The sequence below is a fragment of the Nocardioides luteus genome (genome assembly GCF_014648595.1).
Taxonomy (GTDB): domain Bacteria; phylum Actinomycetota; class Actinomycetes; order Propionibacteriales; family Nocardioidaceae; genus Nocardioides; species Nocardioides luteus.
Genome location: NZ_BMRK01000012.1, coordinates 54,814 through 76,898, shown reverse-complemented (window position 1 = coordinate 76,898; position 22,085 = coordinate 54,814). Strand labels below are relative to the sequence as shown.

Here is a 22,085-nt window from a genome sequence, read left to right as displayed (position 1 = left end):
ATGATGCGCGGTTACGGGTCAGGGCATGGTCCCGGATAAGGTTGCGGCCGTGTTGACGACCCTGCTGGATGGACGTGCCTTCGGTGAGAAGCACGGCAAGAATGCCGCCACCGTCGTGGCCCTGCATGGCTGGGCGCGCAACCGCAGCGACTGGGGTTCGACGCTCGAGGGGCTGGACGCGCTCGCGCTCGACCAGCCCGGTTTCGGTGCGACCCCGGCGCCTGATGAGGCATGGGGAAGCAAGGAGTACGCCGAGTGGCTGGCTCGGATCCTCGAGGACCTCGACCGCCCCGTGCTCGTCGGTCACAGCTTCGGCGGCCGGGTCGCCGTCCAGCTCGCCGCCAGCCGTCCCGAGCTCGTCCGCGGCATCGTCCTCACCGGCGTACCGCTGTTCCGCCCGAAGACCGGCGGCAAGCCCAAGCCCGCTTATCGGTTCGGCCGCTGGCTCCACGGCAAGGGGCTGATCCCGGACGCCAGGATGGAAGCGCTGCGGGAGAAGTACGGCTCGGCCGACTACCGCAACGCCAAAGGCATCATCCGCGACATCTTCGTGAAGGTCGTCAACGAGTCCTATGCCGACCAGCTGGCGGCGATCCCGAAGAACCTCCCGGTCCGTCTGGTCTGGGGTGAGAACGACACGGCCGCGCCGGTCTGGATGCCCGGTGAGGCCATGGAGATCCTGGGGGAGAACGCGACCCTGGAGATCGTGCCCGGATCGGCGCACCTGCTCGATGCCGGGCTGGTCAAGAGCCTGCGAGGCTCCATCGACGAACTGCGTACGTTCTGAAACTGAGGGGCTGAATAACAAGCATGTGGATCGTTTTGGTCACCTCCGCGCTGACCCTGCTGTCTTACTATCGCTGGCTGCGCGTGGCTCAGCGTGAGCACTACGAGCCGACGCGGCTGTTCGCGATCGAGTGGATCTGGGTCAAGGCCCGTCCGGTGGAGGCGATCCTGCTCGGCGCGGTGATCGTGGTCTGCCTCGCCGCCTTCGTGCTGCCCTACGGCGCTCTCGTGGGTGCGCTGCTGTTCGTCGGCTGGCCGGTGGGGATGAGCTTCACCGGCGCCAAGCGGCTGGTGTGGACCGACCGCGTCAAGCGCCTGGCCGGCGTGCTCCTGGTGCTGCACGTGATCGTCACCCTGCTGATCGCGCTGATCGTCCCGGCCGCGGCCGGCCTGCTGCCGATCCTCGCCGTACCGCTCGCCGAGGCTGCCCTGGCGATCATGTGGCCGGTCGAGAGGGCGATGGCGAAGAAGTGGCAGGTGCAGGCCGCCGCCACCATCAAGCGCGTCAACCCGAAGATCGTCGCGATCACCGGCTCCTACGGCAAGACGTCGACCAAGAACTACGCCACCCACCTGATGCAGGGGCGCTGGTCGACGCTGGCCTCGCCGGCGAGCTTCAACAACGCGATGGGCCTCTCCCGCGCGGTCAACGACCGGCTCCAGCCCGGCACCGACATCTTCGTCGCCGAGATGGGTACGTACGGCCCCGGCGAGATCGCCGAGCTGACCGAGATCTTCCCGCCCGAGGTCGCCGCGATCACCACGATCGGCGAGGCCCACCTGGAGCGGATGAAGTCGCGCGCGACGATCGTGACGGCGAAGTCGGAGATCCTTCCGAAGGCCTCGACCGTGGTGCTCAACATCGACGTGCCCGAGCTCGCCCTCATCGCCGAGAACCTCCGCGCCAGCAAGCGCGTGATCGCCTGCTCCGCCGTGCCGGGCACGCCCGCCGAGGTCGTGGTCGCCGACGGGCAGCTGCGGCTCGGCGAGGAGACGTACGCCATCGAGCTCCCCGACGAGGTCGGCCACCCGATCAACGTGGCGATCGCCGTGGGTCTGGCGCTCGCCGTCGACGTACCGGTCGAGACGATCACCCAGCGGCTCGGGTCGATCCCCGGCACGCCGCACCGCGCCGAGGCCAACAAGACCCCCGGCGGCGTCTGGGTGGTCGACGACACCTTCAACTCCAACCCGACCGGCGCCGCCGCCGCCCTCGCCAAGGCCAAGCGGCTGGCAGGGGAGTCGGGCACCGTCTGGACCATCACGCCCGGTATGGTCGAACTGGGCAACGAGCAGGCCGCGCGCAACATGGAGTTCGCGCAGGCTGCCACGGCCTCCGACAAGATGCAGCTGTGCATCGTCGGTCGCACCAACCGAAAAGCGCTGCGTGCGGGGGAGACGGCGCGCACCCACGAGTTCGACAGCCGCAAGGCGGCAGCGGATCATGCTCTGACCGCGGCCAAGGAGGGCGACGTGGTGCTTTACGAGAACGACCTCCCAGATCACTACGCGTAGGACCCCCAGGAGCTTTCACCATGAGCGTTACCAAGGCCACCATCGTCTTCGGCGGGCCCAGCGCCGAGCACGACATCTCGATCCTCACCGGTCTGCAGGCCGAGCGGGTCCTCTCCGGTGCCGGCGTCGAGGTCACCTGCCTCTACTGGGCGCGCTCCGACAAGTGGTTCCTGGTGCCCGCCAAGCAGGAGGCGCGTGACTTCCTGGGTGGCGAGCCGAAGGGCTCCAAGGCGGTCGAGTTCCGCCTCGGCACCGACAAGGGCGACGGCTTCTACACCGTCGGCGGCTTCGGCGGCGGCAAGCGCCTCGAGACCGGCCCGATCCTCTCCGCCTTCCACGGCGGCGCGGGCGAGGCCGGCGGCATCCAGTGGCTCTTCGAGCTGGCCGGTCTGAAGGCCACCGGCGCCACTCCGGCCGCCGCCGCGCTCGGCATGGACAAGCTCGCCTTCGGTGCGGTCATGCTCAACGCCGGCCTGCCCTCGCTCCAGCGCGAGCTCCTCTCCCGCTACGCCGCGCCGTCCTTCGAGGGCCCCTACATCGTCAAGCCGCGTTTCGGCGGCTCCTCGATCGGCATCGAGGTCGTCGACGACTACGAGACCGGCCTCGCGCTCCTCAACACCTCGCCCCACCTGCGCGCCGGCGCGGTCGTCGAGCCCTACCGCCCCGACCTCTTCGACCTCAACGCCTCGGTCCGCACCGCCCCCGAGGTCGCCGTCTCCGACGTCGAGCGCCCGCTGCGCTCCGACGAGGCGAAGATGTACGACTACTCCGCCAAGTACGTCCACACCGACGGCCTCTCCTCCTCCCCGCGCGAGTTCCCCGCGCAGGTCGAGGAGTCGGTCACCAAGCAGATCAAGGACCTGGCCGTACGCGTCGTCGAGCTCACCGGCCTGACCGGCATCCTCCGCATCGACTTCCTCTCCGACGGCAAGGGCGAGGTCTTCATCAACGAGGTCAACTCCATCCCCGGCGCCCTCTCGCTCTACCTCTGGCCCGACACCCCCGCCTCCGAGGTCCTCACCAGCGCCATCGCCGAGGCCGAGAAGCACATCCCCCAGGTCACCCGGAACTTCGAGGAGGGCGTCGCCCTCAAGGCTGCCGGCGGGATCGCCGGGAAGCTCACTGGGCTGAGCTGACGGGCGCGGGTCGGGCGGTGTGGGATACCCGGTCGACCGGGTATCCCTGGACATGACGGGCACTGGAACACCCATCAAGTCCGAGAAGTGCCCGTCACGTCGCTCGGAACGTCTCACATCGCGGTCACGTCGACGGGCGATGACGCTGGTGCTGGGCCGATAGCTCTCCACAGGGTCGGTTGAAGTCCGAGATATCCACAGCTAGCTCCGAGCACGGGAAAACCGTCCGAGGTCGACGTCAGGGTGGCGGACATGAACCTTGAACCCGATGACGTACGCCTCATGCCCATCCGCCTCCGGCGCGAGCTGCTCGCGACCGGCTATGACGACGCCGCGATCCTCCGAGCGGTCCGCTCGGGCCAGTGGACACGCGCCCGCCGCGGCGCCTATGTGAACGCAGCGCCATTCGCTTCGCTCGACGAGCGCTCGAAGCATGCGGTGCGGGCACGCGCAGCTGTGAAGCAAGCCAAGACCGAGGTCGTGGTCTCACACGCCTCCGAGATCGCCCTCTACCCGGACCCGATCCCGACCTGGGGGCTCGACCTCCGCAATCTGCACCTGACCCGACGCGACGGACGAAGCGGAAGGAAGGAGGCCGGCATACAACAACACCGCGGTCGCCTGGCCGAGGGCGACGTCGTCCGCATCGGCGATGTCGACGTGACCTCTCCGGCGAGAGCGCTGCTCGAGGTCACCACCATGGCGACGCTAGAGGTCGGGATCGTCCTCGCCAGCTGCCTCCTCCACCGCAGGCTGGTCACGATGGAGCAGCTGGTGCAGCGCTACAGCGGTGCGATGGACCGCTGGCCACAGACGCTGACCACCGACCTGGTGCTCCGCCTGGCCGATGGCCGCCTCGAGTCCGTGGCCGAAGGACGCGTGTTCCACCTCTGCTTTGCTCAGTCACTGCCGATGCCCTGTCCGCAGTACGAGGTGCGCGATCCGTCCGGCCGTGTCGTTGCGCGCTTGGACTTCGCATGGCCCGATCTCGGTGTGTGGGTCGAGTTCGACGGCCGCGTGAAGTATCAGGAGCTGCTGCGTGAGGGCGAGTCGGTCACTGATGTCGTGCTGAGGGAGAAGCAGCGGCAAGAGATGATCGAAGACCTCACCGGATGGCGCTGTATTCGACTGACCTGGGCCGACCTGGCCCGGCCGGAGTGGGTCGCGGCCAAGATCCGCGCTGCGTTCTCGCGCTCCGCAGCGGCACGCTGGCTCCTGCCGTCCGCATGATGGGACGATTGTCGGCACATGACGGGCACTTCGTGGACTTGATGGGTGTTTCAGTGCCCGTCATGTCCAGGGATACCCGGTCGACCGGGTATCCCACGCGACCCCCGACCCCTAACGACCAAGCGCGCGCTTGAGCAGAGCGAGGGTGACCTCGCCCATCGAGGTGCCGTCGTGCTTGGCGGCGAAGGGGAAGACGCTGGTCTCGGTGGCGCCGGGGGTGATGGCGACCTCGAGGACGACGAAGCTGCCGTCGGGGGTGACCATGAAGTCCGTGCGGGAGATGTCGCGCATGCCGAGGATCTGGTGGGCGCGTACGGCGGTCTCGCCGAGCTCGGCGAGGAGGGAGTCGGGGAGGTCGGGGCGGCTGAAGCCGACGAACTCGGCGGTGTAGCGCGCCGCGAAGTCGAACTCGTGGCCCTTGGTGAAGTCGATGGCGATGGGGGTGAGCGGCTTGGGGCCGTCGTCGGTCTCGTGGACCACCACGGAGACGTCGATGCCGGCGTAGAAGCGCTCGATGAGCGCCTCGTCGCAGTAGGCGTAGGTCTTGACCAGGGCGGCGGGGAGGGCGGAGAGGCCGTCGACGCCGGTGACGCCTAGCGCGGAGCCGCCGCGCGAGGGCTTGACCACGACCCGCTCACCCATCCGCGAGATGACGTGCTCCATCAGCACCGGCGCGCCGACGTCGCGGAACGTCGTCGACGAGAGCGAGACCGACTCCGGCACCGGGATGCCCCCGCGACGCAGCAGCTCCCGGGCAGCGGCCTTGTCGAAGGCGACGCGGCAGGAGGCGGAGACGGTGCCGACGTAGGGGATCCCGATCAGCTCCAGGAGCGTCTGGATCTCGCCGTCCTCACCGAACTGGCCGTGCAGCGCCGGCAGCGCCACGACCGCCTTGTCGCGCTCGAGGTTGTGCAGCAGCGCCCGGTCGAAGTCGTACGCAGCCACCTCCACGCCCAGCGCCGACAGCTCGCGCACGAGGTTGCGGCCGGAGGCCAGCGACACGTCGCGCTCGTGGCTCAGCCCGCCGGCGATGACGGCGACGGGCCCGGACAGAGGAGGTGTGCTCATGGGTTCGTTCTAACAGACGGCGGAAGAGTTACTGGAAACGTGGGTCTCGACCCGCAGTCGCGGCTTCGCAAGCTCAGCCGCGCGCTCGGTCGACCTCCTCGCGTTTGTCCGGAGCAAGCTCCGGACAAGGCTCGGAACTCAGATGTGCACGACCGGGCAGGTGAGCGTGCGGGTGATGCCCTCGAGGTTCTGGACCCGGGCCACGACCAGCTTGCCGAGCTCGTCGACGTTGCGGGCCTCCGCGCGCACGATCACGTCGTACGGACCGGTGACGTCCTCAGCCAGGGTCACGCCCTGGATCTTGCCGATCTCGGTGGCGACCTCAGCGGCCTTGCCGACGTCGGTCTGGATGAGGATGTAAGCCTGTACGACCATGGTGCTGCTCCTGTTCTCCGTGCCTTCCTGGCACAACGTCAGGCCAGTAACCTATCGCGTTATCTATCGCTCGACCTACACCGACCCTGCGGATAAGACGACCGGCGCGACGCGAGCAGAGACGGCGTCATGCGTGTCCCGGTATCTCGGCGCATCGTGAGGAGGGTTGGATGGTGTCATGGCTTTTCCGAGGGACACGACACTCGCCGACGTGGGCGAGTTCGGGCTGATCACCGAGATGACCAAGCACTTCGCTCAGGGGGAGCAGGTGCTGGTCGGGCCTGGTGACGACGCCGCGCTGCTGCGGGTCAAGCAGGGACATGTGGTGGTCTCGACCGACCTGCTCGTCGAAGGGCGGCACTTCCGCCGCGACTGGGCCGAGGCCTCCCACATCGGCCACCGGGCGGCCGGGCAGAACCTCGCCGACATCGCCGCGATGGGTGGCGTCGCGCACTCGATGACGCTCGGGATCGCGGTGCCCTCGGACCTGCCGGCCGAGTGGGCGGTCGATTTCGCGGAGGGGTTCGCGGCGGAGTGTGCGCTCGTGGGTGCCTCGGTCGTGGGCGGTGACGTCACCGGCGCCGACCAGATCGTCATCTCGGTGACCGCCATCGGCGCGGTCGCCCAGGCGCCGGTGCTGCGCTCTGGGGCGGAGCCCGGCGACGTACTCGCCCTCTGCGGGCGCCAGGGATGGGCTGCCGCGGGCCTGGCGATCCTCAAGCGTGGGTTCCGGTCACCGCGGGTGCTGGTCGACGCCTACCGTCGGCCCCAGCCCCCGTACGCAGCAGGCCCCGCCGCCGCGGCCGCCGGTGCGTCCGCGCTCATCGACGTCTCCGACGGGCTGCTCGCCGAGGCCCGGCACATCGCCGAGGCATCCGAGGTCTCCATCGACGTGCACACCTCGGCGTTGACCGTCCCCGACGAGCTCAACGCGGTCGCCTCGGCGACCGGGGCTGATGCGCTCGCCTTCGTGCTCGGTGGGGGAGAGGATCACTCCCTGCTCGCGGCGTTCCCGCCGGATGTGGAGCTGCCGGAGGGGTGGACGGTGATCGGGACCATCGGGGAGCCCGGTGACGTGCCGGTCACGGTCGACGGGGAGATCTATGAGGGACCGGCGGGGTGGACGCACTTCTGAGATCTGCCGTGTCCGGGTCTGCTTGCTCGGTCCGGCTTGCGTCGGGCTTACGCCGACGCGGCGCAATCCGGTCCTCACTTCGTTCCGGTCCGTTTGCGCCGAGTCGGCTCCACCGGGCCAAAGCAGAAGGGCCCCGCTCAGCGCTTTCGCGCTGCCGCGGGGCCCTTCGTGCTTTGGTTCAGCGGGCGACCTTGCCGGCCTTGATGCAGGTCGTGCAGACATTCATGCGCTTCGGGGTGCCGTTGATGACGGCGCGGACGCGCTGGATGTTGGGGTCGAAGCGGCGCTTGGTCGCCTTCTTGGACCACGGCCGGTTGTTGCCGAAGCCCGGCTTCTTGTCGCAGATGTCGCAGACGGCAGCCACCGTGAACTCCTGAGGTTGAATAGATGATCGAGGTCGAATAGATGATGCTGGCGGGCGCGATGAACGGCTGCCCTGCCGAGACAACCGAACAAGCGTAGCCCGTCCGGCTGTTACCGACGAAATCGTCACCCGTCGGCGCGGCGATCCCGCCATCTGTCCAGCGGAGCCGCCAGAGCGGTGGCGAGCTTCCACCGCTTCGATCCTCTCAGATCGTCCATCGCGGCTCGCTGCCCGGCCAGCTGTTTGCGCTGTGAGCCCAGCCGGCAGCGCTGGTCGGCGACGACCTCGCGGAGCCGGATGACCTCCTCGCGCAGCTCGAGACCCTGCTCGACCCAGTCGGGCAGAGCAGGGGTGGCGGGGAGGTCGTGGGAGAGGCCGCGGCGGAGCACGACGTAGAACTCGATGTCGTTCCCCTGCACCGGCAGCAGCGTCTCCACCGACCAGCCGGTCAGCCCGAGGCGGCGCAGCTCGGCGATGATCTCGGGGAACGAGCGGTCGGTGTAGGTCCACACGTGGCAGTCGACGTACTCCCCCTGCCGCGCCCGCTCGACCTGGCTCCGGGTGTAGCCGAGGTCGTGGACGCACGTCTCGGCCTCGCTGGGCCCGCGCTGGTGCAGCCGCTTGGGATCGGCGACGACGGCGCTGCGGTGGTGGTCGTAGACCGCGCGCACGGACGGCACCGTGTGTCGATCCTCGTGGGCCTGCAGGATCTGGCCCATCGTCGTCGGCGGACGGTGGGCGTCGAAGGTGTAGCGGCGGTCGGGCACGACCAGGACCAGCGCACCGTCCGGCGCGATGACGGACTCGACCTGCCCCAGCCAGCCGACCAGGTCGGGTACGTGCTCGACGACGTGGCTGGCCAGTGCCCAGTCGAACGGCGCACCCTCCTTGGCAGCCTCCTCGAGCGTACGCATCCGGGTGCCGTCCCACATCGGATAGTCGATCTCGGGGATGGAGTCGCGGCTGATGTTCGGGTTGATCTGGTGCGTCTCGTAGAGCCGGTCGCGGTCGTAGAGGTCGAGATAGGCGACGTCGGCGGCGTCACGGGGGACCAGCGGCATGTGCAGCGGGCCGATCTCCAGGCCGCGGCCGGCGGAGAAGTCGAAGATTTCGGCGACGCGCCTGGCGCGCGGGGTCGGGGTCGGGATCGACATCCGGGAGTCCTTCGGGCGTAGGGAGGTCTCCACACTAGGGATGGATCGTCACCGAGGTGGGCACGACGCGGCAGAACCTGTTACTCGGACGTGTCTTTTCTGCGTACCGGCATTAGTTCACCCTTCGTTTACCCCGTGCCCAGGCACCGCCTAACCTTGGGGCCGCGATACCGGGAGGTGTGTGCGCCGTCACGGTGTCTGGCGCATGGTGGGTGTCGAGGAGGAGGGAGGGCCGCGTGGCCGAGGTCAAGCTCGATCTGTTCCGCCGGTTCGGCGACCTGGCGACCGACGCGCTCGCGTCGCACCGTGAGGAGATCGACGCGCTCAACGTCTTCCCTGTGCCTGACAGCGACACCGGCACCAACCTCTACCTGACCATCGCCGCCGCCCGCGACCGGTTCCGTGAATACACCGGACCCGACTGGCGCGAGGGCCTGCGCTCCTTCGCTCGTGGGGCGCTGCTCGGCGCCCGCGGCAACTCCGGCGTGATCCTGGCCGAGATGATCGGTGCCCTGCTGCGCCGCCTCGTCCAGGCGGCCGACGACGAGCGCACCGCCGCCGTCTTCGCCGATGCCCTGCGCAAGGCCGCCAACGCCGCGTACGCAGCGGTGGGCGACCCGCAGGAGGGCACCATGCTCAGCGTGCTCAGCGCCGCCGCGGGGGCGGCCGAGACCTGCGTCGAGGGTGACGAGAAGGCCCGCACGCGCGATGCGATGTCGGAAGCGGCGGCCGCAGCCCGCGAGGCCCTGGCGCGTACGCCGGAGCAGCTGCCCACGCTGTCCGCCGCCGGAGTCGTCGACGCCGGTGGTCGTGGGATCTGCGTGCTCCTCGACGCCTTCGAGACCGCGCTGACCGGCCGACGGCCGAGCCCGCAGGCTCGTGCTGCCGGCAGCCCGCACATCCCGATCCCGATCCAGGCCGCCGCGGAGGCGGGCGGCGACGGTCACGCGCTGGAGCCGGGCGGTCCCTCCTACGAGGTGATGTACCTCCTCGACGCCGAGGACGCTGCCATTCCCGACCTCCGCAAGCGGCTCCAGCCGCTGGGCGACTCGCTGGTGGTCGTCGGCGGCGAGGGCATCTGGAACGTGCACGTCCATGTCGACGACGTCGGCGCGGCCATCGAGGCCGGCATCAGTGCCGGGCGGCCCCACCGGATCCATGTCACCCACTTCGCCGAGCAGATCGCCGGGCAGGCCCACGGCCATGCCAACCGCAGCGGCCGCGCGGTGATCACCTTCGCCGCCGGGCCCGGCCTGGCCGAGCTCTTCCGTGGCGCCGGCGCGATCGTCATCGAGGGTGGGCCCCGCCGGCGGCCGACGACCTCCGAGCTCCTCGAGGCGATCACCGCCTCCGGTGCGTCCGAGGTGATCGTGCTGCCCAACGACGCCCCGACGCGCCAGTCGGCCGAGGCCGCCGCCCGCACCGCCGAGGACGACCTCGACATCAACGTCGCGGTGATCCCGACCCGCAGCCAGGTCCAGGGGCTGGCCGCGATCGCGGTGCACGAGCCGGGCCGGAAGTTCGACAAGGACGTCCTGGAGATGACCGCCACCGCGCGACACGCGCGGCACGGCGCGGTCACCATCTCGAACACCCGAGCGATTACCATGGCGGGGCCGTGCATGCCGGGCGACGCGCTCGGGGTGCTCGACGGAGACTTCGTCAAGGTCGGCCCCGACCTGGAGACGTGCGCGACCTACGTCCTCGCCCGCCTCATCGGCGGCGGTGGCGAGCTGGTCACGCTGGTCTCCGGTCTCGAGGACCCCACCGGCGAGCTCGCCCAGGCGGTCGCGGCGTGGCTGGCCGCCAACCACCCGGCCGTTGATGTGATGGTGTACGACGGAGGCCAGGAGCGTTACCCCCTCCTGATGTCGGTCGAGTAGAGGAGCAGACCGTGGCGATCACCCTCGAGTCACCGATCGAGGCGGTGCTGGGCAACAGCAAGCACGCCACGAAGTTCACCAAGGGCCTCGGACTGCGCACCGTCGGCGACCTGCTCCACCACTTCCCGCGCCGCTACCTGCGCACCGCCGACCTCAGCCAGACCCCGCAGCTCCATGAGGGCGAGATGCTCACCGTGCTCGGCGAGGTCGTACGCAGCGTGGTGCGCCAGCACACCGATCGTCGCACCGGCCGCCCCGCCTTCCGGGTCGAGACCCAGCTCAGGGCCGGCGACGCCGACCTGCAGCTCACCTTCTTCTCCAAGTCCCAGCGGATCGCCGAGTGGCGCCGTGGCGTGCTCGCGCCGGGCACCCGCGGCGTCTTCGTCGGCAAGGCCGGCTCCTTCCGTGGCGAGTGGCAGCTGGCCAACCCGCAGATGGTGGTCTTCGGCGACCCGTCCGACTCCGAGAACGCCGCCGAGGCGGCCGACACCCAGATGGCCGTCGAGGAGCTGACCGAGCTCTTCCCGATCTACCCGCTCACCGCCGGGCTCCAGCACTGGGACGTGATGCGTGCGGTGCGTTTCGCCCGGCAGGTCGTCGAGGACGTCGCCGACGTGATCCCCGAGCAGCTCCGCACGGCGTACGACGTGCCGGGGCTGCGCGACGCCCTGGACCTGATTCACGCGCCCCATGAGTGGAAGGACGTCGAACGCGCCCGGCACCGGTTCCGCTTCGAGGAGGCGCTCGGGCTGCAGCTCGTGCTCGCCCGGCGGCGGCGGGCGCTCGAGAAGATGGGCACCACCGCCCGCACCGGCGGTGTCCACCACCTGCTGGAGGCCTTCGACGAGCGGCTGCCGTTCACGCTGACCAAGGGGCAGGCCGAGATCGGCGAGGAGCTCGAGACCGCGCTGGCCCAGCCGCACCCGATGAACCGACTCCTCCAGGGCGAGGTCGGCTCCGGAAAGACGCTGGTCGCGCTGCGCGCGATGCTGCGGGTCGTCGACTCCGGCGGGCAGGCGGCGCTGCTGGCGCCGACCGAGGTGCTCGCCCAGCAGCACTACCGCTCGATCACGGCGATGCTCGGCGACCTGGCCGCCAGCGGGCTGGCCGGCGGGCTCTTCGCCGGCGACCAGGAGCAGACCCACGTCGAGCTGCTCACCGGCTCGATGACGAAGACCCAGCGCAAGGGCCCGCTGAGCCGCATCGCGACCGGTGAGGCCGGGATCGTGGTCGGCACCCATGCGCTTCTGCAGGACCAGGTGATGTTCGACGACCTCGGCCTGGTCGTCGTCGACGAGCAGCACCGCTTCGGCGTCGAGCAGCGCGCCGCCCTGACCGACAAGGCCGGCACCCCGCCCCACCTGCTGGTGATGACCGCGACGCCGATCCCGCGCACGGTGGCGATGACGGTCTTCGGTGATCTCGAGGTCTCCACCCTGACCGAGCTCCCGGCCGGCCGCGCCGAGATCCAGACCAACCTGGTCGCGCTCGTCGACCATCCCGGCTGGATCACCCGGGTGTGGGAGCGCGTCCGGGAAGAGGTGGAGAAGGGCCACCAGGTCTACGTCGTCGCCCCGCGGATCAGCGGCGACGAGCCCGAGCAGGGGGAGAGCGACCAGCGCGACTTCGACGCCGACGGCAACGAGGTGAAGGCGAGCCCGGCCCAGCTCTCCGCCGTCGACGAGGTCACCGAGGAGCTGACCGGCGGACCGCTGCAGGGCCTGCGCGTCGCCAAGCTCCACGGCAAGCTGCCGGCCGAGGAGAAGGAGCGCACCATGAGCGCCTTCGCCGCCGGCGACATCGACGTGCTGGTCGCCACCACCGTGATCGAGGTCGGCGTCGACGTACCCAACGCCACCACGATGGTCATCCTCGACGCCGACCGCTTCGGCGTCTCCCAGCTCCACCAGCTGCGCGGCCGGGTCGGTCGTGGCGGGCTCCACGGGCTGTGCCTGCTGGTCTCCCACGCCGAGGCCGGCACCCCGGCCAGGACCCGCCTCGACGCGGTCGCCGAGACCACCGACGGGTTCGCGCTCTCCCGCGTCGATCTCGACCAGCGCCGCGAGGGCGACGTGCTCGGCGCCTCCCAGTCGGGGCGTCGCTCGAGCCTGGAGAGCCTGCGCGTGCTGCGCGACGAGGAGACCATCCTGGAGGCGCGCGAGGCGGCCGAGAAGCTGCTCGAGGCCGACCCCGAGCTCGCCGCCGCACCGCTCCTCGCCGAGCGCGTCGCCGCGATCGAGGAGTCCGCCTCGGCGGAATATCTGGAGAAGTCCTAAGGTACTCGAATGACTCGGATCATCGGAGGCGTCGCAGGAGGGCGGCGTCTACTCGCTCCCAAGGGCGTGCGGACGCGTCCCACCACCGACCGGGTCCGCGAAGCGCTCTTCTCTGCGATCGAGTCGTCCTACGGCTCCCTGTCTGGTCTGCGCTTCCTCGATCTCTACGCCGGCACCGGCGCGGTCGGCCTGGAGGCATGGTCGCGCGGCGCCGGGGTCGTGACCCTGGTCGAGTCGGACCGGCGTACGGCCGGGGTGATCCGCTCCAACGCGAAAGAGCTCGGCTTCCCACGGGCCGACGTGATCGCGGCGAGCGTGGCGAGCACCCTGGTGACCGCGCCCGCGGCGCCCTACGACATGGTCTTCCTCGACCCGCCCTACCCGCTCTCGGACGACGCGGTCTCCGAGGACATCGCGCTGCTGGTCAAGCACGGCTGGCTGGTGCCGGGCGCGCTGGTCGTCGTGGAGCGGTCCGCGCGCAGCCCCGAGCCCGTCTGGCCCGAGGGCTTCACCGACCAGAAGTCGAAGAAGTACGGCGAGACCACGCTCTGGTACGGCCACGCGCCGGACTGAGAGCAGGCACCGAACCATCTGAAGGAGAACAGCTGATGACGCGTCGCGCGGTGTGCCCCGGGTCGTTCGACCCGCCCACCTACGGCCACCTCGACATCTTCACCCGTGCCTCGGCGATGTTCGACGAGGTCGTCGTCGCCGTCGGCGTCAACCCATCGAAGTCGAAGCGGCTCTTCACCGCCGAGGAGCGGATGGAGATGCTGACAGGGATCACCGCCCCGCTGGGCAACGTACGCGTCCAGGGCTTCACCGGCCTGGTCACCGACTTCTGCGCCGAGATCGAGGCCCAGGCGATCGTGAAGGGCCTCCGCGGTGCTCCCGACCTGGAGTACGAGGCGCCGATGGCGCAGATGAACGCCCACATGACCGGCGTCGAGACCGTCTTCCTGCTCAACGACCCGCGGTGGGCGGCGGTCTCGTCCTCGCTGATCAAGGAGATGGCCCATTTCGGTGGGGATGTGTCGGCTTTCCTGCCGCCGGATGTTCTTGCCCGACTCACCAAGCGTTTGGCAGAACGTTCCGAGTAACGAGCACTGTTCGCCGGTATCGTTCCACGTGCCCCCGACACACCTCCCTGGAGACCAATGTCCACCTCAGGCCGTTCCCCGCTCTCGTTGGCCAAGCAGTCCTACGCCGCCTCGCTCAAGGCCGTCGGCCGGGGCCTGACCCGGACCGGGTTGGCCAAGGAGGTCGCCCCGCCGGTCGAGCAGCGCTGGCGCCACTGGACCCACTCGCTCACCAAGGTCTACGACTCCCTGGCGATGGCGAAGCTGGACGTGCCGTGGTGGACCTACGACGCGATCGCCGCCGTCGACGCCTGGCTGGCCGAGCGCGAGCACCCCATCCGGGTCTACGAGTACGGCTCGGGCGCCTCCACCGTCTGGCTCTCGCGCCGTGCTGACGAGATCCACTCCGTCGAGCACCACACGGGTTTCGGGGAGATGATGCAGACCGAGCTCGCCGGTGAGGAGAAGATCTCGCTGCGGGTGATCGCGCCGACCTCGAGCGACGCACCCGTCATCGGCTCCCAGAAGGAGGGCCACGCGGGGCTCGACTTCGCGGCGTACGTGAACTCGATCGACGACATCGACGGCGAGTTCGATCTCGTGGTGATCGACGGGCGTGCGCGTGAGGCGTGCCTGGAGAAGGCCAAGGACCGGCTCGCTCCGGGCGGGATCATCGTCTTCGACAACAGCCGTCGTAAGCGCTACGTCGAGGCGATCGCCGCCTCCGGGCTGAAGGAGACCATCCACGCCGGCCTCACCCCGACGCTGCCCTACCCGGAGCGCACCTCGGTCCTGACCAAGGGCTGAGGTCCACGGCAGCAGTGCAACGGAACGAATCGAACGAGCCTGTCGGCACCGTACGCTGGGCGACCTTCCTCGGGGTCTGCGTGCTCGCGCTGGTCTGGTCGGCCTACTCGGTCGGCGCCCAGAACGGCACCTTCCTGACCCAGGACTTCGGCGCCCAGTACCACCTCGCCGAGATCACCGCCCGCGGCGCGATCCCGCTGGTCGACTTCGAGCACGGCTGGAACGCCGGCTCGTTCTGGCTCAACGCGATCCTTTACACCGTCGCCGGCGGCAGCCCGACGATCTGGTACTTCCTCTGGGGCCGCCTCCTCGGCGCCGGCCTCGGCGCGGTCCTCGCCGCCGCGATCGGGCTGCGCCTGCGGCTGCACCCGGCGGTGATGGTCGCGCTGGCGCTCGGCGTGCTGCTGCTCGCCACCCCGCTGCACATCAAGTACACCGTCTGTCTGCTCTGGGTCTTCGTCCTGCTGCCGGCCGGTCCGGTCGAGTCGCGCCCGCGCCTGGCAGCGGCCGCCCGCGTGCTCCTGCCCGCGCTGGTCTTCTGGCAGTACGTCGAGCTGGCCGTGCTCCTCACCGGCGCCTCGGGTCTCTTCGAGCTCGTCGCGCGGCGCTCCGTCACGCTGCGCACCAGGCTCGTCCACTGCGTCCAGCTGGCCGGCGGGTTCGTGCTCGGGCTGGTGGTCGAGGCGACGGCCTACAAGCTGCTGTGGGGGCTCTCCTTCGCCGACTTCAACCGGCAGGTGATCCTCGGCCAGGCCGAGACCCACGAGGGCGCGCAGTACGCCGTGTGGAACTTCTTCGACCTGCCCACCGAGTCGGGCCGCTTCTTCATCCTGGCGCTCTACCCGTTCGTGCTGCTGCTGCCGTTCGTGCCGCTGGTGTGGCAGCGGGTCTCCGACTCCACCCGGCTGGTCGCGCTGGCCGGGCTGGTGCTCGTGGTCGTGCCGATCCGGCGGGTGGACAACCCGCACACGACTACGGTGTCGGCGCTGGTGCTCCTGGCTGTGGTGCTCGCAGTGGGGGAGATGTATCGCTCTTCGTCGGTTGAGCCGGACTCGCGAGGGACGAGCGAGTCCGTGTCGAAACCAACACGGTCGCTCATCGCGCTACCCCTAGCCGCGGCCGGCGCGGCCTGGGCGGTCGCCACCCTCTGGATCGGCTTCGGACTGCAGAGCATGCTCGGCGGCGTACTCCTCGTGGCCCTGGCGGTCGCCGGTGCCACCGTCGGCGCCACGGTGCTGCGCGGTGCGGTCGCCGCGGTCTCGGCGGGGGCGCTGGTCGTGCTTGGCTGCGTACCCGCACTCGCCTCCGTCGACCACCTCGACGACATGGATCGCGATGCGAAGTCGTTCGTCGTCACCGACTCGATCGCCCGCTGGGCCGGCCCCGAGTACGAACGCTGCAGCGGCGGCACCCGCGAGGCTCTGGTGATGCCCAACTACCTCGAGCTCTACGACACCCTCGAGCTGACCAACCCGACGCCCTACTACCTCTTCCACTACGACTTCGCGCAGTACGAGGACGTCCTCGTCCCACAGCTCGAGGACGGCTCGATCCCGGTCATCGTCGAGACCATGCCGCTGCACACCCCGCAGCCCTGGCTCACCGACGCCATCCACAGCAACTACGTCCCCTGCTCGGTCGTACGGATCGAGAAGCACGCCACCACGGTCACGATCTGGACTCACAAGTCTCGTGGTGACGTCGAGCGGCGTGATCTGACGGTGCGGGGCGGGGAGATGTCCCCTTCGCGGTGAGGTAGGTGGGTCTTGGGATCGGCGGCCCACACCAGCCACAGAGAAAAGCCACCGAAGCAGGCGAGGAACGAAGAACACGCCGAACCAGACCCCAGGAGCAGCAACCCACCGCCGAAGCTGACATAGGCTCACGTCCGCCCCGCAGTCCTACCCGAAGGTCGCGAATGCTCCGTTTCCCGCTCGAGGATCGGACGCAGGACCGTGCAGCGGTGCATCTCCCGAAGCGATTCCTGGCCGCGATGGTGCTGGTCGCACTCTTCGCGCTGAGCCTGAGCAGCTACGTCGCGCTGACCCGCTCGTTCCAGTATCAGACCCGCGACGAGGGACCCAACGCCGGCTATGCGGTCGAGCTGTCGCAGGGCGAGCTGCCGACGATCGACACCCCGGTGACGACGGACGCGGAGCGGTACCCGCTCGTCGTCGAGGGGCGGGAGACGATGGTGGACGAGCCGCACCGGCACATCTGGACGGCCAACCACCCGCCGCTCTACTACCTGCTGTCGCTTCCGTTCGTGGCCGCGGCCGACGCGCTCGACGCGCCTACGGTGATGATCGTCGGGATGCGGCTGGTCAACGCTCTCGGGTCCGCGCTGTGCGTGCTCCTGGTCGGTCTGATCGCCTTCCAGATCACCCGGCGGCCGCTGACCGCGTTCCTGGCGACCGCGATCAGTGCCTCGTGCGCGGTGCTGGTGGCCGCAGGGGGACACATCGCCAACGACGGGGTCGCCGTGGGGGCGTCGTCGCTGACCCTGCTGGCCACGATCAGGATCCTCGACCACGGCCTGACCCCGAGACGGCTGGCGCTGGTCGCGCTGGCCGGGACCGCCGCGGCGGGGGCGAAGGCGCCGGGGGTGCTGACCGTGGTCCTGTGCGGCGCGGCGATCGCGGTGGCTCTGCTGGTGGCGGACCGGTCCCGCCGGGGTGTGTTCCGCGCAGTGGCCGCCGCTGCCGTGGCGACCGGCGTACCGGGGATCGCCACCGGCTGGTTCTACCTGCGCAACATCGCCCTCTACGGCGACCCGACCGCCAGCGGTGCACTGCTGGAGAAGTTCGACCGGCAACCGACCGGCACGTGGTGGCAGGTCGTGACGGACGGGGGGCTCTGGGTGGACTGGTACGAGCGCCTGTGGGCGCCGCTGCTCGCGGAGGGGTACGCCGCCGGCGCCGATCTGCTCGCCCTCGTCGCCGGGGTCGGGCTGCTCGTGCTGCTCGTCCGTCACCGGGCCCGACCGGCCGACAGGCGCTGGTCAGCGGCCGGATGGCTGCTGCTCGCGGTGCATGCGGCCCTCGTCCTGGTGAACCTGGTCGGCTTCCTCGCGGGCGGCGGCAACCCGAACGACCGCTACCTGATGCCGCTCATGCCGCTGCTCGCCTCGCTGCTCGCGATCGGTGTCATGGCGGTCGTCGACCTGATCCCGGCCAGGTCGCGTGGAATCCGAGACACCCTGGCGGCGGCCGCGATCTCGCTCGCGCTGGGCGCCTACGCGCTGCTGATCCTCGGCTGGTTCGTCACCTCGGCGACCTACAAGGGCCGGCTGCCGGGCGCCGACACCGGCACCGCCGAGCTCGTGGTCGCCGTAGGGATCGCGTGCGGTGTGGTCGCGGTCTGCCTGGTGGCTCGGCGAGCCACCAGCACGAGCCCTCGGCAGCGCGTATGTTCAGAACATGCGCGACGCGGAAGCGACCGCTGACCCATCGCAGGCGCGCCGCGTGCGCGAACCCGTCGGCCCGGTCAGGTGGGCGACCTTCGCCGTGATCGTCGTCGTCGCGGTCGTGCGGGGTGCGTACACCCTCACCGCGCAGGTGGAGCCGTTGACCGGAGACACGGGCGCGCAGTTCCACCTGGCCAAGCTGACCGCCGAGGGCGCCGTCCCGCTGGTCGACTTCCAGCACGGCTGGAACGCGGGCTCATGGTGGGTGAACAGCCTGGTCTACCGGCTGGCCGGCGGTGACCCGCTGTGGTGGGGGTTTCTCCTGGGCCGCTTCTTCGCGGTGACGTCGTCGGCGGTGCTCGTGGCCGCGATGGGCCTGCGTCGACGCCTGCACCCGGCGGCGATGGCCACGATGGCGCTGGCCGTGCTGACCATCGCGTCACCCGCACAGGTGAAGTACGTCCTCCCGGTCGTCTTCGCGTTCCTCCTCCTGCCAGGAGGCCGGCTCGACACCGCGCGCTGGGCACCCGTGGTGCGGGTCCTCGTCCCGGCGGCTCTCTTCTGGCAGCACGTCGAGCTGGCGATCCTGCTGACCGGCGCGGCGGGGCTGTACGAGCTCGTCGGGAGGGAGAGCGCGCCGGTGCGCGAGAGGCTGACCCGATGTATCGCCCTCGGCGCCGGGATCCTGGCCGGACTCGTGTCCGAGGTGCTCTTCTACCGGATCGGCTACGGGATGAGCCTCGGCGAGCTCAACCGTCAGGTCATCCTCGGCCAGACCCAGCAGTTCCCGAACCATTTCGGCTGGCCCTTCTTCGACGTCCCCTCGGACGGAGTGGGCTACCTCATCGTCGCCGTCTACCCGTTCCTCCTGCTGCTGATGTTCGTGCCGGTGATCTGGCGGCTGACGAGCGATCCGACGCGGTTCCTCGCGCTGTGCGCTCTTCTCCTCGCGACCGTCCCGATCCGGCGCCCCGGGCCCGGCCACACCGAGACCGTGAGCGCGCTGGTGTTCGCGGCCGTGATCTTCGTGCTCTGCGACGTGTACGACCGTAGGGACCAGGTCTCGTGGCCGACCCGACCGGCGATGGCCGGCTGGCAGGTGGTGACCGCGATCGTCGGGTTCGCGGCCGGGGCGGCCTGGGTGGGTGCGGCTCTCGTCCTCGGCTTCGGCGCGCACAGTCTCGTCGGACCGGTGATCCTGGTGCTGGTCGTCGGCGTGATGATGGTCGGCACGAGGCTGCGGGCGAGGCTGGTCGCCGTCTCGGTGGGTGCCTGCCTCGTCCTGGGGGCGGTGCCGCTGGCCTCGGCCGTCGAGCGCGTCGACGACCTGAGCCGCGACAGCCGCCAGACCGAGGCCGCCGACGCACGCGCGGACCTGATCCGCCCGGAGATGACACGCTGTCTCCAGGGCGGCCGCAGCGTCTTCGTGATGAGCAACGACCTCTACATGTACGACGCCCTCGACGTCGAGAACCCCACGCCCTTCTACCTCTTCCACTACGACTTCGGCCGCAACGAGAAGCAGCTGACGGCGATGATGGAGGGCGGGGAGGTGCCGGTCGTGCTGCAGATGGCGGCGATGGCCGAGGGCGGCTGGGTCGAGACCGCGTTGAAGAGGAGCTACGCGCCCTGCGCCGAGGTCTGGGTCGCGAAGGAGCACCGGCGCTTCCGCATCTGGGTGCATCGCTCGCTCGAGCCGTTCGAGAAGCGGGCCGTCACGATCCGGCCCGACGGCACCAGAGCTCCCGGCAGGCTGGTCACCCCTTAGGCAGAGGTACGCCGCCCCGCGACCGCTCCGAGACCGGCCAGCACCACGTCGGCGACGAGCAGGAGGACACGCGAGGCCAGCGCCACGGTGAGCGCCTCGGGCGCTCCGATGAACGGGCCGAGCGTGAGCGCCAGCAGCGCCTCGCGGATGCCGGTGCCGGCAGGGGCCGGGATGAACGCGATCCCCGCGGCCCAGGCCAGGGCCATCCCGCCCGTCGCGGCCGCGACCTCGAGCAGTCCCACCGAGGCGTACGACTGCATCATCACGGCGAGGTGGAGACCGAAGGCGACCCAGGCGAGCACCGCCCAGCCGATCGCGGTGAAGAGGCCCCGCGCGGTGAGGCGTACGCCGAGGGGTTCTCGGCCGAGCCGGGCGAAGAGCCAGTCGAGCATGCCCGGGACGACCCGGGGGTGCAGGCAGACGGCCAGCGGGACCAGCAGGAGCAGCAGCCACCAGTAGCGGCTGAGGCCCTCGGGGGAGGACCACGGCAGCAGCAGTGCGCCGACACCGATGCCGCTGGCGACGACCACCACCATGAAGAGGATGTTGGCGCCGAGCATGGTGCGCCGCGCGACGCCCCAGCGCAGGCCGAACTGCATCTGGGCGACGACGGGCCAGACCGAGCCGGGCAGGTACTTGCCGAGCTGGGAGACGTAGAAGACCGAGTGGGAGTCGCGCAGCGCGGGCCGGATGCCCATGCCGTGCAGCAGGGCGACCCAGATCTGACCGATCAGCACGGTGCCGACCACGGCCAGGGCCCCGGCGACGGCGAAGCGTGTCGCGCTCAGCTCCCGGACCGCGGTGGCCAGGTCGTCGCGCTCGCGCCAGACCAGGTAGGCGCCGCCGAGCACGACGACCAGGGCGAGCCCGATCTTGAGCAGCCGCTTCTTCAGGCTCGGGGGAGCCGACGACCCGGCCTCCGCAGGGGAGACCGGGTCGGTGTGGGTCGCTGTCACAGGCTGGTCGTCCATGTCTCGCCGGACCGGTCCGCGGCCGAGGCCTGGTGGGTCTGCGGCAGGTCGAACTCGGCGACCGAGGTCTGGTCGCGGAGCATCTGGGTGCCGGACTTGCCGAAGCGAGCCTTCTTGGTGTGCTCGAGGTCGTCCTCGATGAGCACGCGGTTCGTGCGGATCAGGTCGGAGATCACGCCCAGCATCGCGGACATGAACGCCAGGTTGATCAGCACGCCGCCGAGCAGCAGCGACTGGATGTGGTTGCCGTTGTCGCCGCTGATCCACAGCACGAGGTAGCGCACGAAGGGGATCGCGCCGAGGACGAAGAAGAAGGCGGTGAGCCAGACGAAGATGGCGTAGGGCTTGTACATCATGTAGCTGCGCACGATCGCCGCGCCGGACTTCATGATGTGCTCGGGCATCGACTTGAACAGCCGCGACTCGCGCGTCTTCGCGTTGGTCTCGATCGGCACCGAGGCGATCTTCATCCGCTTGTTGCCCGCCTGGATGATCGTCTCCATGCAGTAGGAGAAGCGGGTGACCGTGTTGAGCAGCATCAGCGACTCGCGCGAGTAGGCGCGGAAACCGCTGGCGGCGTCGGGCAGGTCGGTCTCGGCGGCCATGTTGACCACCTTGGAGCCGACCTTCTGCAGCTTCTTCTTCAGCCCCGAGAAGTGCTCGATCCGGTCGACCTGGCGGTCGCCGATGACGATGTCGGCCTGGCCGTGGATGATCGGCTGGACCAGGTCACCGATGCGGTCCTGCGGGTACTGGTTGTCGCCGTCGGTGTTGACCACGATGTCGGCGCCGAGCTCGAGCGCCCGGACCACGCCGTCGTGGAAGGAGCGGCCCAGCCCCTGGTTGCGGGAGTGGTGCACGAACTCGCGCACGCCGTGCTCCCGGGCCACCTCGACCGTACGGTCGGTGCACCCGTCGTCGACGATGAGGACCTCGATCTCGTCGATGCCGGGGATCTGCTTCGGGATCGACTCCAGGACGGCCGGGAGCGTCTCCTCCTCGTTGAGGCAGGGGACTTGGACGACAAGCTTCACAGGGACCTCGGGCAAGTAGTGGGACCGAACGCATGATTCGGGGATTGAGTGAAGAGGTTCAGGCCCGCCACATTACAGCGTGGAATCCGCGGCCCCAC

The 22,085-nt window shown here is 69.9% G+C and carries 19 protein-coding genes; 13 read left to right on the top strand and 6 right to left on the bottom strand.

The window, feature by feature from the left end; genetic code table 11:
* Window positions 1-49 precede the first annotated feature (49 nt).
* The 4 genes from IEY81_RS15535 to IEY81_RS15520 all read left to right on the top strand — a co-directional run bounded on the left by IEY81_RS15535 (window position 50) and on the right by IEY81_RS15520 (window position 4,667).
* Entirely contained in the window at window positions 50-787 is a 738-nt protein-coding gene (locus IEY81_RS15535) for an alpha/beta fold hydrolase (RefSeq protein ID WP_189119387.1), read from the top strand.
* 23 nt (window positions 788-810) lie between these two features.
* A complete protein-coding gene (locus IEY81_RS15530; protein WP_189119386.1) occupies window positions 811-2,301 on the top strand; it encodes a UDP-N-acetylmuramoyl-tripeptide--D-alanyl-D-alanine ligase in 1,491 nt (496 codons plus the stop codon).
* A 20-nt stretch (window positions 2,302-2,321) separates the two neighbouring features.
* Window positions 2,322-3,437 (top strand): D-alanine--D-alanine ligase family protein, encoded by a 1,116-nt coding sequence (locus IEY81_RS15525; protein ID WP_189119385.1) that lies wholly within the window; start codon window positions 2,322-2,324, stop codon window positions 3,435-3,437.
* A 252-nt stretch (window positions 3,438-3,689) separates the two neighbouring features.
* Complete coding sequence (locus IEY81_RS15520) at window positions 3,690-4,667, top strand: type IV toxin-antitoxin system AbiEi family antitoxin domain-containing protein (protein WP_189119384.1); 978 nt, start codon at window positions 3,690-3,692, stop codon at window positions 4,665-4,667.
* Between the two features lie 111 nt (window positions 4,668-4,778).
* Here IEY81_RS15520 and IEY81_RS15515 read toward each other — a convergent pair whose 3' ends face one another.
* Both IEY81_RS15515 and IEY81_RS15510 read right to left on the bottom strand, forming a co-directional pair.
* On the bottom strand, window positions 4,779-5,735 hold the full coding sequence (locus IEY81_RS15515) for a D-alanine--D-alanine ligase family protein (protein WP_189119383.1): 957 nt from the start codon (window positions 5,733-5,735) through the stop codon (window positions 4,779-4,781).
* Window positions 5,736-5,873: 138 nt separating this feature from the next.
* Window positions 5,874-6,110 (bottom strand): Lrp/AsnC family transcriptional regulator, encoded by a 237-nt coding sequence (locus tag IEY81_RS15510; RefSeq protein WP_179656947.1) that lies wholly within the window; start codon window positions 6,108-6,110, stop codon window positions 5,874-5,876.
* A 178-nt stretch (window positions 6,111-6,288) separates the two neighbouring features.
* Between IEY81_RS15510 and IEY81_RS15505 the strand changes: the two genes are divergently transcribed.
* The gene (locus IEY81_RS15505; protein ID WP_189119382.1) at window positions 6,289-7,245 is read left to right on the top strand and encodes a thiamine-phosphate kinase; all 957 of its coding nucleotides are present in this window, start codon (window positions 6,289-6,291) and stop codon (window positions 7,243-7,245) included.
* Between the two features lie 178 nt (window positions 7,246-7,423).
* Here the strand turns inward: IEY81_RS15505 and rpmB are convergent, their stop codons facing one another.
* Window positions 7,424-7,609, bottom strand: a complete 186-nt coding sequence (gene rpmB, locus IEY81_RS15500; RefSeq protein ID WP_008358326.1) for a 50S ribosomal protein L28 — start codon at window positions 7,607-7,609, stop codon at window positions 7,424-7,426.
* Window positions 7,610-7,734: 125 nt separating this feature from the next.
* On the bottom strand, window positions 7,735-8,763 hold the full coding sequence (locus tag IEY81_RS15495; protein ID WP_189119381.1) for a class I SAM-dependent methyltransferase: 1,029 nt from the start codon (window positions 8,761-8,763) through the stop codon (window positions 7,735-7,737).
* Window positions 8,764-8,999: 236 nt separating this feature from the next.
* Between IEY81_RS15495 and fakA the strand changes: the two genes are divergently transcribed.
* The 8 genes from fakA (at window position 9,000) to IEY81_RS15455 (ending at window position 19,982) form a co-directional block, all read left to right on the top strand.
* Entirely contained in the window at window positions 9,000-10,646 is a 1,647-nt protein-coding gene (gene fakA, locus IEY81_RS15490) for a DAK2 domain-containing protein (protein WP_189119380.1), read from the top strand.
* 11 nt (window positions 10,647-10,657) lie between these two features.
* Window positions 10,658-12,922, top strand: a complete 2,265-nt coding sequence (locus IEY81_RS15485) for an ATP-dependent DNA helicase RecG (protein ID WP_189119379.1) — start codon at window positions 10,658-10,660, stop codon at window positions 12,920-12,922.
* Window positions 12,923-12,931: 9 nt separating this feature from the next.
* On the top strand, window positions 12,932-13,495 hold the full coding sequence (gene rsmD / locus IEY81_RS15480; protein WP_189119378.1) for a 16S rRNA (guanine(966)-N(2))-methyltransferase RsmD: 564 nt from the start codon (window positions 12,932-12,934) through the stop codon (window positions 13,493-13,495).
* Window positions 13,496-13,530: 35 nt separating this feature from the next.
* On the top strand, window positions 13,531-14,022 hold the full coding sequence (gene coaD / locus IEY81_RS15475) for a pantetheine-phosphate adenylyltransferase (protein WP_189119377.1): 492 nt from the start codon (window positions 13,531-13,533) through the stop codon (window positions 14,020-14,022).
* A gap of 57 nt (window positions 14,023-14,079) precedes the next feature.
* Entirely contained in the window at window positions 14,080-14,808 is a 729-nt protein-coding gene (locus IEY81_RS15470; protein ID WP_229787900.1) for a class I SAM-dependent methyltransferase, read from the top strand.
* Window positions 14,809-14,822: 14 nt separating this feature from the next.
* Complete coding sequence (locus IEY81_RS15465) at window positions 14,823-16,562, top strand: hypothetical protein (RefSeq protein ID WP_189119376.1); 1,740 nt, start codon at window positions 14,823-14,825, stop codon at window positions 16,560-16,562.
* Window positions 16,563-16,771: 209 nt separating this feature from the next.
* A complete protein-coding gene (locus IEY81_RS15460) occupies window positions 16,772-18,253 on the top strand; it encodes a phospholipid carrier-dependent glycosyltransferase (RefSeq protein WP_189119375.1) in 1,482 nt (493 codons plus the stop codon).
* Between the two features lie 19 nt (window positions 18,254-18,272).
* Window positions 18,273-19,982 (top strand): hypothetical protein, encoded by a 1,710-nt coding sequence (locus IEY81_RS15455; RefSeq protein ID WP_189119374.1) that lies wholly within the window; start codon window positions 18,273-18,275, stop codon window positions 19,980-19,982.
* Here the strand turns inward: IEY81_RS15455 and IEY81_RS15450 are convergent.
* Both IEY81_RS15450 and IEY81_RS15445 read right to left on the bottom strand, forming a co-directional pair.
* Window positions 19,979-20,938, bottom strand: coding sequence for a lysylphosphatidylglycerol synthase domain-containing protein (locus tag IEY81_RS15450; RefSeq protein WP_189119373.1), 960 nt, complete (start codon window positions 20,936-20,938; stop codon window positions 19,979-19,981). The genes IEY81_RS15455 and IEY81_RS15450 overlap by 4 nt on opposite strands.
* On the bottom strand, window positions 20,935-22,002 hold the full coding sequence (locus IEY81_RS15445) for a glycosyltransferase family 2 protein (RefSeq protein ID WP_229787899.1): 1,068 nt from the start codon (window positions 22,000-22,002) through the stop codon (window positions 20,935-20,937). Before IEY81_RS15445 ends, IEY81_RS15450 begins: the two co-directional genes overlap by 4 nt.
* Between the last annotated feature and the right edge of the window lie 83 nt (window positions 22,003-22,085).

Excerpts from the sequence above, each read along its gene's own strand:
- IEY81_RS15530 (WP_189119386.1), top strand. The coding sequence starts at position 811 with ATGTGGATCGTTTTGGTCACCTCCGCGCTGACCCTGCTGTCTTACTAT.
- IEY81_RS15525 (WP_189119385.1), top strand. The coding sequence starts at position 2,322 with ATGAGCGTTACCAAGGCCACCATCGTCTTCGGCGGGCCCAGCGCCGAG.
- IEY81_RS15520 (WP_189119384.1), top strand. The coding sequence starts at position 3,690 with ATGAACCTTGAACCCGATGACGTACGCCTCATGCCCATCCGCCTCCGG.
- IEY81_RS15515 (WP_189119383.1), bottom strand. The coding sequence starts at position 5,735 with ATGAGCACACCTCCTCTGTCCGGGCCCGTCGCCGTCATCGCCGGCGGG.
- IEY81_RS15510 (WP_179656947.1), bottom strand. The coding sequence starts at position 6,110 with ATGGTCGTACAGGCTTACATCCTCATCCAGACCGACGTCGGCAAGGCC.
- IEY81_RS15505 (WP_189119382.1), top strand. The coding sequence starts at position 6,289 with ATGGCTTTTCCGAGGGACACGACACTCGCCGACGTGGGCGAGTTCGGG.
- IEY81_RS15495 (WP_189119381.1), bottom strand. The coding sequence starts at position 8,763 with ATGTCGATCCCGACCCCGACCCCGCGCGCCAGGCGCGTCGCCGAAATC.
- rsmD (WP_189119378.1), top strand. The coding sequence starts at position 12,932 with ATGACTCGGATCATCGGAGGCGTCGCAGGAGGGCGGCGTCTACTCGCT.
- coaD (WP_189119377.1), top strand. The coding sequence starts at position 13,531 with ATGACGCGTCGCGCGGTGTGCCCCGGGTCGTTCGACCCGCCCACCTAC.
- IEY81_RS15470 (WP_229787900.1), top strand. The coding sequence starts at position 14,080 with ATGTCCACCTCAGGCCGTTCCCCGCTCTCGTTGGCCAAGCAGTCCTAC.